The following is an 11,357-nucleotide window of genomic DNA, read 5'->3' as shown; positions in this document are numbered from 1 at the left end:
TGTCCTCGGTCATCGGGTGCTCCGGTCAGGTTGAAGTCTCGCAACTCCACCTTAGCCGGCCATTCCGGTGGCCACCTCCGTCACACCTTCTGACATTCGATTTTCCACCACCACCGCGGACACTACCCCTCCGCGAGGGCGCACACTCGTCGGTAAGGCGGTCGTTAGGCTTTCATGAAGACCTTCAAGCGCGGCTGTGTTCGCGTGACCCCATTGCTAGGTGCTGCCAGCGCCCTTCAACAGACCGCAGAGGTGCCCGCTCAACTGAGGGCAACACCTGCGCATCCAGATTTCGCGGTTTACGGCGGCTGCAGTGATAGATACGGTGTTTTGAGGAACTGATGAGACAGATTGGCAGTATGGCGGACTGGGGGAAGACACACGATATAGCTATTGCCGATGCACTCAAGGAAGGGCGTCGCGCCTCGAAGCCAATCTATGGGACCTCGCTCGGAGCAGCCTACTGCGGTGACTCCCTTAAGGTGCTCAAGAGCAAGGCTCTGCAGGAGCACCGAGGTAAGGTCCAGCTCGCGTTCACGTCGCCTCCGTTCCCCCTGAACACGAAGAAGAGCTACGGCAATCTGCAGGGGGAAGACTACATCCGGTGGTTCGCAAGGTTTGCACCCCTCCTTCGAGACATGGTGACGGACGACGGCTCCATTGTGATCGAGATCGGCAATGCATGGATGCCCGGCCAGCCGACAATGTCGACCCACGTCCTGGAGGCATTCCTTCGCTTCCTGAAAAAGGGCAATTTGCACCTGTGCCAGGAGTTCATTTGGTACAATCCTGCCCGACTACCCTCGCCCGTTGAGTGGGTGAACAAGGAGCGGTCACGGGTGAAGGACGCTTTCACCCGCATCTGGTGGATGTCGCCGACCCCCCGCCCGAAGGCTGACAACCGGAAGGTGTTACGGGAGTATAGCCCCAGCATGAAGCGCCTTATCGAGACCGGCAAGTACAATGCGGGCGCTAGGCCATCTGAACACCACATCGGCGCGGAGAGCTTCAAGACCAATAATAACGGTGCGATCCCGCCGAATGTTGGCGGCGTGGATGCCCTTCCATCTCTGGACGGCGTCATCACACCCAAGGGCTTTGCTGAATATCTTGAAGAAACCACGAACCTGCTTAAGGCCGCCAATACGGTGTCCAGTGACGGTTACCGCCGGTTCTGCGTGGACCGGGGCGTCCCCGTCCACCCAGCGCGCATGCCTTCCACGCTGGTAGAGTTTTTCGTAAAGTTCCTGACCGACCAGGGCGACACCGTCCTCGATCCGTTTGCCGGCAGCAACACGACAGGAGCAGTCGCGCAGGAGCTTGGACGACGCTGGCTCTCTATAGAGGCGGACTGGACCTACGCGGCCCATTCCATCGGGCGTTTCGACCCAGCGACGCTCACCTCAATCTCTGAAGGCTTCGAGGTAACGGAGATCGAGGAGGAAGCAAACGTGCCTTATGCCAGCGAGCCCGCTATCTCAGAACCAATCCTATCCAAGATATACCCGTAGCATGGGGAAAACCTCAGCAATATCAGTTAGATGACCAAGGTGAACAGTCTGATTGCTGAGCTTAACGCTCCACGTTTCCTCGGAGACCTCTCAGCTCTCAAATTTAAAACCGAATACCGTTCTCTTAAAGAAGACCCGGTAAAAGAGTTCTATCGACCCTGTCTGCTGAATGCGATCAGCTACAGGCGAGCAGTCGGTTATTTCCGTTCGACGGTCTACAACGTTATTGGAAATTCCATAGTAGAATTCGCCCGCCGTGGTGGGCGGACACAACTTATTTGTTCACCTGAATTGTCCGAAGAGGACATCGACAGTATTGCCCTTGGATATGCACGAAAGAGTGAGGTGGTCGGGCATAGGCTTTCGGAACAGATCGATGAACTACTAGCTGCCGAAGAAACTGCGTTCAACACGCGTGTTCTGGCAACGCTGCTTTTAGTGGGCGCTCTGGAAATCAAAGTAGCCATACGCGCCGACAGGAAAGGATTATATCACGAGAAAATTGGTATTTTTTCGGATGGCATCGGAAACGCGGTCAGCTTCAAGGGCTCGGCAAATGAGACCTGGAGCGGCTGGCACCTCCACGGCAATTTTGAATCGATAGAAGTGTTCTGCAGCTGCCGGGGTGGGTTGGAGGCCGAGCGGGTCAAGAAGCACGAAGCCCACTTCGATGCGCTTTGGGCCGAGCATGATCCGGATGTGGAGGTGTTCTCCTTCCCCGCCGAGGCGGTGGCCCATCTGAAGAAGGCTGCACTCAAGGACTTAGACGCCGTGGAACCGAGAGACATTCGCCCTCCCCAGAAGCGTCGGACGCCGCTACCACATCAAGACGCCGCAGTGAGTGCGTGGCTATCGCGGGGCGGTCGAGGAATCTTCGAACACGCCACGGGTAGCGGCAAGACTTTTACCGCGCTCATGGCCATACGCCGCCATATTGAAGCCGGTAAACCTGCGCTAGTGGTGGTGCCGAGCAGGTTGCTGCTTGATCAGTGGGCGTCGGAGATAAAAGAGGAGATTTCGGAAGCCGCGCTATTGCTCGCCGGCGCCGGCAACAACGCTTGGCGGGCTCCCTATCGCCTTAAAGGCATGACGGCAGACGACACCGCGCATGGCGGCAGGATCGTGCTCGCCACGATGCAAACCGCGTCCATAGGCGCCTTCCGGAACGCAGTCATCGACGGCGAGCACCTCCTGCTGGTTGCCGACGAAGTGCATCAAATCGGCAGTCCGCAACACGCGCGCATCATGGCGCTCGACGCGGGTTCTAGGCTTGGCTTGAGCGCGACGCCGATCCGCTACGGGGATCCGGAGGGTACACGGCAGATACTTGAGTATTTCGGTGGCGTCATCCCCCCGCCAATTACGCTCGCGGATGCGATCGAGGCGGGCCGTCTCGTTCCTTATGAGTATCTTCCGCATGCGCTTAATCTGACAGCGGAAGAGGCAGACGAATGGCGCGAATACACCGACCGGATTCGTCGTGAAATCGTCAAGATTAAGCCGGACGAGGTCGGCGCGCGACCGATTTCCGAAAAGGCGAAAATGTTGCTCATTCAAAGGTCTAGGATCGCAAAGAAGGCGGCAGCCAAGGTCCGTCTCGCACGCGACGTGCTGAGGGCACACTTCGAAAAAGGACAAAGCTGGCTTGTCTATTGCGAAGATGCCGAACAGCTAGCGCAGGTTCTCGCCGTGCTTCGACAAGAGGGCATGGATCCTGTTGAATATCATTCGAAAATGGACGGCGACCGCGCCGCGACCATGTCATGGTTCCGGTCCTTCGGCGGCATCATGGTTTCAATCCGTTGCCTCGATGAAGGCGTTGACATACCTGACGTATCGCACGCGCTAATACTTGCATCATCGCAGAACCCGCGTCAGTTCATCCAGCGTCGCGGCCGTGTCCTGCGGCGAGCGCCTAACAAGCAAGTTGCAGTTCTTCACGACGCCATCGTCGTGCCTGTCAGCGCCGACGAAGAGCCTGAACAGATCAGCTTGCTCAAATCTGAACTGGTTCGGGCGATAGAGTTCGCTGATCATGCAATTAACAAGGGTGCGGGCGCCGAGCTCCGCGATATTGCGATCAATATGGGCATTGACCCCGACGGCTTGCTCGACAGCGGGGTCGAGGAAGACGAGGAGGAGGCCTGATGCCAAACGACTATGAACTTGGTCTGCAAACTCTTCTTTTGGTCAGAACGGAGTTAGGCATAGATCTAGAAGAGGATCTTCTCAAAGCGTGTTTTGATATTCAAAAGAAATATCAGTTCAATCACGACAGAACACTTTCCACCCAGGCGATGGATCGCCTCATCGAACAGCATGTCGAGAAGAGTGTAGACAAGCACACCGGAGGCGGGGCCTGACTAAATGAAGCTGCATAGTCTCACAGCCCATAATTTCATGCCGTATAAGGGCAAGATCGAACTGACGTTTCCGCAAGACGAGCAGCGAAACGTCATGATTGTATTCGGCGACAACATGCGCGGCAAGACGAGCCTCCTGAACGCGATCCGCTGGGCCTTTTACGGCGAAGCGGTAGGCCGGCATTCGCATCCAATTCCGCTACAGGAGATCGTTAACAAGGACGCGGCCTTGGTCGACGATTGGCGGGTTGAAGTGCATATCAAGTTCGACGCCAATGGACATGCCTACGATCTGCGCCGGGTCGCAGAGCGAAGACAGATGGTCGCTACGCCATCCAGACCCGAAGATTTTACTCGGTCGATTCACCTTACGCGCGACGGCTCCGCCGTCTCCGGGGACCAGGTCGAAGCTGAGATAGGCTTGATTGCCCCGAAGCAAATCTCGCGGTTCTTCCTCTTCGACGGCGAGTTGCTTCAGGAATACGAAACGTTGCTTATCGAGGACAGCCAACAAGGCCAGCAGATCAAGGAGGCAATTGAACAAGTGCTCGGCGTACCCGCGCTCACAAACGGGCGAGTTGATATTCAGACAATTCTAAAGCAAGCGCAAAAGCGTCAAAATGCGGACCTGAAGCAGATCGCTGGGCTCGAAAAACAAGCCGAACGCCAGGCTGAACTAACTGGCAAGATCGACGCCATAGACCGCGACTTGGAGAATTTGAACGCGAAGCTGAAAAAGGTTCGGGAGGAACGAACTACGCTCGATGACGAAGTTGAAGCCGCGCAGTCGGTGATTGGCGCGAAAGCTAAACTGGATGCAAAGCTCGGAGAGCAGAAGACTCTCTTGGACGACTGTGAGCGAAAGGAGGCAGAACGACTCGATCTTTTGTCTGGCGCGTGGAAGGACCTGCTCGAAACGCAGATCCAGATCAGGCGCAACCAGCTTGAACGCGAACGCAGGGAGTTAATGGAATCCATTAAGAAGCGGAGCGGTCTCGCGCAAAAAGTTTCAGATTTGCAACAGCTGCTGCATACGCGCGAATGCCCCACCTGCGAGCAGGTGCTTAGCGACGAGCGGCGGTCTCAAATCGGTGAGGCACTGGGCAAGGCCGAAGCCGAATTGCAGTCGATTGATGATAGCAGCGCTGCGCTGCAGGAGATTTCCGGGCAGATCGACGCAATCTCAAAGATCCGGGGTATCAACGCCAGGGACAGGCTAAGGCAGGTTGAGAAAGACCTGCAAGGCTACCACGTGCGCCTGACGCAGATCGAGAACGACATCGAAAAGCTGCGCGACGAGATCGCCGGCTACGACACGGCAGAGATTGCGCGCAAGCGCGTTTTGCTTGCGGAAAAGACAAGGGAAGAAGGCCGCCTGCAAGGCGACATCAAGGATCAGAGCGCCGAGCGAAAGAAGCTTGTCGACGAGCTGGCCGTCTCACAGAAGGCGATCGAGGGCCTCACCAAGGACCGCACACAGCGCAGCACGGTGAAGGTCTCGCTTTGCTCCGATCTCGAAAGGGTGTTTTCGCAGAGTATCGAGCAGCTGCGCGACAAGTTGCGAAAACGTGTCGAGGAGCTAGCGAACGACGCCTTCCGCCACATGACGACGCAAAAAAGCTATCGTGGACTGGAGATCAACAACAATTACGGTTTGCAGATTGTCGATTCGTCCGGTCGTCACGTGGCCGTTCGAAGCGCGGGCGCGGAACAGATTGTGGCACTGTCTCTCATCGATGGATTGAATCGGACTGGCCGGGCCGCCGGACCGGTGATCATGGATACGCCTTTCGGTCGCCTAGACCTGAACCACCGCGACAATATTTTGAGTTACCTGCCTTCTGTGACAAGCCAATTTGTCCTGTTGGTGCATAGCGGCGAGATCAGGAAGGAGACCGATCTTGCCGTCATTGCCGAGAGGGTCGGCGCTGTTTACGAGATCAAGGAAATCAGCTCGACGCAATCACGACTTGAAAGGGCCACGCTATGAGTAGCGCGGAACCGACCACTATTGGTCTTTCGGAAAGCGCCCATGGAAAGCTGAAACGGCTCCAGGAGGACGGGTACTTCCGCGAACTGCTCGATGGTTACCGTTTCGCAATAGGGCTTGCACTTGCACAAGGGGTCGAGCCGCCCGATGTGCAGAAACGAACGACGATCTTCAATGTCGGTACCGTCGATCCCGACCAATCCCTAAAGCGCTCCATAGAGGCGCTGATGGGGAGTCAAGTCCGCGATGCGTCGATATACAAAATGGCTGAACGCCTTGCGGAATGGGGCGTCAACGAACTTGCCTCCCAGGCTGAGGCGGGCGGCATCGACTTTGTCGGCTTGCTCGATCAGGCTGGCGAGAAGGAGGCCGCCGATAGATGACGGAAGCTCCGCTTCGCGCGTTCCTTATGGTGCGTTCGTCTGATGGCACATGGACGGTCACAGTTTGCCGCGACCTCGGAGCCGTCTTGCACGCATGGAAAACGCGAACGGAGCCGGACCGAGACGTGGCCGTTTTGCACGTCGGCTTTGATCGTCCGCCGTCGCATAGCTTCGACGAAGTCGCGCAGGTGCATCCGGGACGCATGTTGTTGACTGCCGCGGCGAAGCACGCTGTTCCGGCCTCTTTCGTTTCCTCCATGGCTCCGGTCAGTGACACGAAAGGCATCGACGTGTTCATTGGGCTTCAAGGTTGGGGTTATAAAATTGATGATCCGACAGAGGGCGCAGCTCAGCTAGAGCATGCGCGCCCGGTTTCGTTGGTTAACGAGCCTCAGGGTTGGATCGCTTTGTTCTTGCGCGAGCACCCTTCGGATTCGGAGACGCTTGCGAAGAGCCAAATATTCGACGAAGCCAGTTATCTCGAGCGGGAAGCGGAACTGGAACGAAATGTACGGCACCGCGCCGGACTTTTTCGACTTTATCACATTGTTGGAGCGAACTGTAACGACCCATGTGAATTCGCCCGTGCTGCGCCGCCATGGCTGGCCGAGCGTGAATTGACCTCGCTTGGCCTTCCTGTGCGAGCAGACAACATCTTTCGCAACAGTGGCATCAAGGTATTGGGCGAGATCGCCAACTGGTCGCCTGAGGAGATGCTGCGCCTGAAGAACTTTGGGCGGAAGTCATTGGGGGACACACTGCAAGCATTCACTGCCGCCCTCAAGGAAGGGCCGCTTCGGGCCGCGACGTCTGAAGCGGTTTCTGAATCGGACCGGCTATTGACCGAGCTGCGAAGGTCATTGCTCACGTTCTCCGATCGAGAGCGCGACGTATTGGTCCGCCGCTTGGGATTCGAAACACGTCCGGAGACGCTGCAAGAGGTTGCAAACGACTATGGCGTAACGCGTGAACGAATTAGGCAGATAGAGACGCGTGCTGTCGAAAAATGGATTCGCGAGTCTTCGTGGGATGACATCCTTGAGCAGAAAATTACTCGACTACTGATCGGCCGAAGCTTCCCCCTTCCAGTTGCTGGTGTGGAGGCCATCGATGCGTGGTTCGAGGGCGTCTCGCAACACAGGGAGTTTTTCAGAAACCTTGTCCAGACCATATGCGGCAACCGCATACACGTGATTCCAATCGACGGCCTCCATTATTTCAGCCTAATGGCGGAGATAACTTGGGAGATGACTGTATCCGAAGCGTCGTCGCTTTTGTCTTCCGGCGCAGGAAAGGACTGGACTGAAGACTATGCTCGTTCGCTTGTGCAAGGTCTACTTCCCGACACCGCAAAGGAGTTTGGTACCTTGCTGTGGGACAAGGCGTCCCGCCTCTGTCACTTCAGTGTCGCTGAGGACGGTTCGCGAGTTTTGACGAGTTACGGCCGCGGGGCGGACCACATCGTTGAAGCGATACTCGCGGAGTCCGACGCGCCACTACACTATTCCGAGATTGCTGAGCGCGCAAAGATCAAGGATGGCAGAGACCTGGACATGAGACGGGCGCACAGCGCCGCTGCGAATGTAGGTCTTCTTTTCTCGCGCGGTACATACGGGCTTGCGCGCCATATCCCGTTGTCAGACGCGCAAGTTTCGCAGATTCGGAGCGAAGCCGAGGACATCGTATGCTCCGAGGTTTCCGGCCGACAATGGCATTGTTCCGAAATTCTCTCGGAAATAATTGAGCGCATGGGCGGCGGCTATGAGGGCCTCGACAAGTATATCCTTAATATCGCGCTTGCTGGCTCGCGAGTACTCAAACCTCTTGGAAAAATGACATGGGTTGCCGTTGCCGCCCGCGCCGACAATCAGCCTCGCATTGAGATTTTCCAGGCCGTGGTCGCGATTGTTCAGGCAGCAGGGCATCCGCTGAGTACCAGCGAGATAAAGGAACGATTGACGGCCGTGCGGGGCGTCAATGAGTATTTCCAAATTTCCGCGAGCGACCCACTCATCCGCATCCAGCCCGGTATGTGGGGCATCAATGACAGGGACCTTTCGATTTCACGCGAGAAACAGCAACAGCTTGTGGAGCAACTGGTGCAGTCGCTCGGCGAAAAGCAGTCAGGAATTCACGCAAGCGAGTTGACCGAAGTGCTTTCTTTGCAGGGCTGCTCTCCAGACGCGTTCTTCTCGATTGCATCGCAGGATAAACGGTTGAAGATTGCCCAAGGTCGATACGTTTATCTCGCTGATTGGGAAGGCTCAAGGCGCGAAACAATCGGGCACGCCGTATCCGTTGTTCTTCAAGGTTCAGTGCGGCCGCTATCCTTGGAAGAAATCACTGAATCTGTAGAAAAGAGGATAGGAAGGAAGATTGACAAGCCTGTTGTCTCTGGCGCGTTGCAGGCTCTTGAAGCGGAGTTCAACGTTTTGACTGGGGAATGGAGCCTGAGTAGACTGTCAGCAGATGACGACATTGAAACGGACGGAAAAACTGTTGGTGCGCCACCAAATAACACGCGTCAAGCTTACAGTTGAAAATTGCCAGACAACTTTCTCTTGCCAGAAAATGCGGCTCCATAGCTTTGACTTCGTCGCGTGATCTGTCTGGAATGACGCACAGCGGCGGTCGATGAGGGTACCGCAGTAGCCTTAGGCGGTTTGACAGTTCTAGATTTTCGGTGTGGGGTTTTCGAGTCTCATTTCCAATGCACTTGCTGCGATATCTGTTGCGCACTCCACTCCAGCGGAACCGTCTCCAGCAGTTGCGCGAGCGTCACCTCCGGCCCCTGCTTACCATCCAGGATCGCGTTGATGATGTCGGGCGCGAGCAGCGTGAGGCGCAGGACGCGTGTCATGTAGGATGGGGCAATCCCCTCGCTCTCAGAGGTGGTTCCGGTCGTTTGAACAGTCTCGCCGGTTTCGATAAGTGGATCGGCTACGGGTTTCAGGCCGCGGCGAGCAGCGGCTGGTTGAAGTAGATGACGTCGGGCGGATGCCCACCGAGGCGGGAATGCGGACGGCGTGAGTTGTAGAAATTCAGATAGCGGCCGATCGAGGCGCGGGCCTCGCCGACGCTGTCATAGGCCTTGAGGTAGACCTCCTCGTACTTGATCGTTCGCCACAGCCGCTCGACGAAGACGTTGTCGCGCCAGGCACCCTTACCGTCCATGGAAATCCGGATCTCGTGCGCCTTGAGCACCGTGATGAAGTCGGCGCTGGTGAATTGGCTGCCTTGATCGGTGTTGAAGATGTCCGGCTTTGCGAACCGCACCAATGCCTCCTCGAGCGCTTCGATGCAGAAGTCTGCGTGGAGCGTGATCGAGAGCCGCCAAGTCAAGACCTTCCGGCTGAACCAGTCAACGACGGCGGCGAGGTAGACGAAGCCTCTCGCCATGGGAATGTAAGTGATATCCATCGCCCAGACTTGGCTTGGCCTGTCGACCGTCAACCCGCGCAGAAGATACGGATAGATCTTATGGCCGGGAGCGGGCTTCGAGGTGTTCGGCTTTCGGTAGAGCGCCTCGATGCCCATCCGCTTCATCAGCGTGGCGACATGACGGCGACCGACAGCGAAGCCTTCCCCTTTCAAAAGCCCTTGCATCATCCGACTTCCCGCGAACGGGAAATCCAGATGAAGCTCGTCGATCCGTCTCATGAGCGTCAGATCGGCTTGGCACGCGGGCGCAGGCTCGTAGTAGACCGCGCCGCGACTGATCCCCAGCTCTCGGGCCTGCGCCGCGAGCGGAAGGGCGTGAGATCGGTCGATCATCGCTTTGCGCTCGGCAACCGTCCGCCCCTGTCGAGCGCGGATTCTAAAAAATCGTTGGCCAGCGTCAGCTCACCGATCTTGGCGTGAAGCGTCATCACATCGACCGCCGGCGCGGCGGCCGACGAAGCGGGACCGAAAACATCGGCCGCCCTCTCCAGAAGCTGAGCGCGCCACTGGCCGATCTGGTTCTGGTGGACGTCGTACTGCTGTGAAAGCTCGGCGAGCGTCTTCTCGCCTCGTACGGCAGCAAGCGCCACCTTCGCCTTGAACGCCGAGCTGTGATTGCGACGGGGTCTCTTCGTCATCGTCTCTCCTTTGCGGCCATCCTGGCCGGCTTCAGGCAGACAATCCACTTATCCCGCTGTTCAAAAATCCGAGGCCATCTCTGATCGCCTTGATCCCCTTGCCCTGAACAAAATGCGCCCGGCGGATCTTCGCGATCGTCTCCACGACAAGCATCCCAACTCGGCCTCCGATCAATCTCGGAAGGCACTTTGAACCCCTGCGTCACAGGGGTCCCGTTTGGACGCCGATCACCCCTGAAACGGGGTCCTTATTCCACGCCGATTCACATCGAGACCATATCGGTGCTGATGCCCGCCCGCTCTGCAAGAACCTCCTGGGTCAGTCCCAGGCGCTTTCGATGAGCAGCGACAAGACGCCCGAACCGTATGCGCAAATCCGCCATGCCACTCCCTCTCGGAAAGAGGAGTAGGCGGAAGACGATGCGCGGCTTAGGGAGAGCAATTCGAAAAATGGCAATTCTGGTAATCCATTTGCAAGTCTCGGTGTGGATGATGAACCGATTTCAAACTTCTCTCCTTCGACCTCGATCGACGACGTCATAGGGGCCGGAATTGCTCGGGAAAACGATGGGCAGCCGTACTCAAAATGCGCCGAAAACACAGTTCCGACATCTGCTTGGCGCCGGCCTCGTATTTGGTGGAACGATCTTCGTCATCTCTACTCATTTTTCGTTCATTGGCGTCGTCCTCGGAGGTATAGTGCTAGCCGCCGGGCTGTTCCGGCTATTTCGTTCGGACGGCTTACCCCAGGCAACGGCGCCTTCTCAGGATCGGAAAACAACCGCTTCACGAACATCGGTTCCGCAGAAAATCGAACCTCGGCCAAAGGCCTTTGGAAAGTGCCCCAGTTGCCAGAAGCAGATTTCAACCTCAGCTGTATCGTGCCCTGGCTGCGGACATCCGCTAGGGCGTAGACTCATAACGATGCGATCCAGATTCGAACTGCGACGAGTTTGAGGGCTGCGAGGTAGTTGTCTGCGCGTCGGTCGTAGCGCGTTGCCAGTCCGCGCATGTTCTTGATGCGATTGAAG

General features: G+C 56.9%; 9 protein-coding genes and 1 pseudogene. 7 read left to right on the top strand and 3 right to left on the bottom strand.

Translation table 11 applies throughout. The annotated features are described in order from the left end of the window. The first annotated feature begins 341 nt into the window (after window positions 1-341). From J1C47_RS23115 to J1C47_RS23090, 6 genes are read left to right on the top strand one after another with little or no spacing between them, the layout of a single operon-like run. Window positions 342-1,511, top strand: coding sequence for a DNA-methyltransferase (locus tag J1C47_RS23115; protein ID WP_207353171.1), 1,170 nt, complete (start codon window positions 342-344; stop codon window positions 1,509-1,511). Window positions 1,512-1,541: 30 nt separating this feature from the next. Beyond that, complete coding sequence (locus J1C47_RS23110) at window positions 1,542-3,659, top strand: DEAD/DEAH box helicase family protein (protein WP_207353170.1); 2,118 nt, start codon at window positions 1,542-1,544, stop codon at window positions 3,657-3,659. Further along, on the top strand, window positions 3,659-3,874 hold the full coding sequence (locus J1C47_RS23105) for a DNA modification system-associated small protein (RefSeq protein WP_207353169.1): 216 nt from the start codon (window positions 3,659-3,661) through the stop codon (window positions 3,872-3,874). The genes J1C47_RS23110 and J1C47_RS23105 overlap by 1 nt, the downstream gene beginning before the upstream one ends. A gap of 4 nt (window positions 3,875-3,878) precedes the next feature. After that, on the top strand, window positions 3,879-5,864 hold the full coding sequence (locus J1C47_RS23100) for an AAA family ATPase (RefSeq protein WP_207353168.1): 1,986 nt from the start codon (window positions 3,879-3,881) through the stop codon (window positions 5,862-5,864). Next, on the top strand, window positions 5,861-6,247 hold the full coding sequence (locus J1C47_RS23095; RefSeq protein WP_207353167.1) for a hypothetical protein: 387 nt from the start codon (window positions 5,861-5,863) through the stop codon (window positions 6,245-6,247). Before J1C47_RS23100 ends, J1C47_RS23095 begins: the two co-directional genes overlap by 4 nt. Further along, window positions 6,244-8,787, top strand: coding sequence for a sigma factor-like helix-turn-helix DNA-binding protein (locus J1C47_RS23090; RefSeq protein WP_207353166.1), 2,544 nt, complete (start codon window positions 6,244-6,246; stop codon window positions 8,785-8,787). The genes J1C47_RS23095 and J1C47_RS23090 overlap by 4 nt, the downstream gene beginning before the upstream one ends. 161 nt (window positions 8,788-8,948) lie before the next feature. On the opposite strand, the gene J1C47_RS23085 is transcribed toward J1C47_RS23090, so the two are convergent. Both J1C47_RS23085 and J1C47_RS23080 read right to left on the bottom strand, forming a co-directional pair. After that, window positions 8,949-9,107 carry a hypothetical protein gene (locus tag J1C47_RS23085; protein WP_207353165.1) on the bottom strand — a complete coding sequence of 53 codons (159 nt, stop codon included), beginning with the start codon at window positions 9,105-9,107 and terminating at the stop codon, window positions 8,949-8,951. Window positions 9,108-9,196: 89 nt separating this feature from the next. Then, window positions 9,197-10,326, bottom strand: a protein-coding gene (locus J1C47_RS23080) for an IS3 family transposase (protein ID WP_425354589.1) whose coding sequence is annotated in 2 segments (ribosomal slippage) — window positions 9,197-10,039 and window positions 10,042-10,326 — 1,128 coding nt in all. Because the reading frame shifts where the segments join, the coding sequence is not laid out codon by codon here. A 567-nt stretch (window positions 10,327-10,893) separates the two neighbouring features. Here J1C47_RS23080 and J1C47_RS24260 point away from each other — a divergent pair. Beyond that, window positions 10,894-11,283, top strand: coding sequence for a zinc-ribbon domain-containing protein (locus tag J1C47_RS24260; RefSeq protein ID WP_207353162.1), 390 nt, complete (start codon window positions 10,894-10,896; stop codon window positions 11,281-11,283). On the opposite strand, the pseudogene J1C47_RS23065 reads toward J1C47_RS24260, so the two are convergent. Then, window positions 11,243-11,357 (bottom strand): annotated as a pseudogene (locus J1C47_RS23065) (IS5/IS1182 family transposase); the annotation flags it as partial. The gene J1C47_RS24260 and the pseudogene J1C47_RS23065 sit on opposite strands and share 41 nt — an antisense overlap.

Origin of the sequence: Jiella sonneratiae, assembly GCF_017353515.1 — a bacterium.
Lineage (GTDB): Bacteria > Pseudomonadota > Alphaproteobacteria > Rhizobiales > Rhizobiaceae > Jiella > Jiella sonneratiae.
This window is presented reverse-complemented; position numbering and strand designations above follow the sequence as displayed.

Coding starts and splice junctions, on each gene's coding strand:
- J1C47_RS23115 (WP_207353171.1), top strand. CDS start 342: ATGAGACAGATTGGCAGTATGGCGGACTGGGGGAAGACACACGATATA.
- J1C47_RS23110 (WP_207353170.1), top strand. CDS start 1,542: ATGACCAAGGTGAACAGTCTGATTGCTGAGCTTAACGCTCCACGTTTC.
- J1C47_RS23105 (WP_207353169.1), top strand. CDS start 3,659: ATGCCAAACGACTATGAACTTGGTCTGCAAACTCTTCTTTTGGTCAGA.
- J1C47_RS23100 (WP_207353168.1), top strand. CDS start 3,879: ATGAAGCTGCATAGTCTCACAGCCCATAATTTCATGCCGTATAAGGGC.
- J1C47_RS23095 (WP_207353167.1), top strand. CDS start 5,861: ATGAGTAGCGCGGAACCGACCACTATTGGTCTTTCGGAAAGCGCCCAT.
- J1C47_RS23090 (WP_207353166.1), top strand. CDS start 6,244: ATGACGGAAGCTCCGCTTCGCGCGTTCCTTATGGTGCGTTCGTCTGAT.
- J1C47_RS23085 (WP_207353165.1), bottom strand. CDS start 9,107: ATGACACGCGTCCTGCGCCTCACGCTGCTCGCGCCCGACATCATCAAC.
- J1C47_RS24260 (WP_207353162.1), top strand. CDS start 10,894: ATGGGCAGCCGTACTCAAAATGCGCCGAAAACACAGTTCCGACATCTG.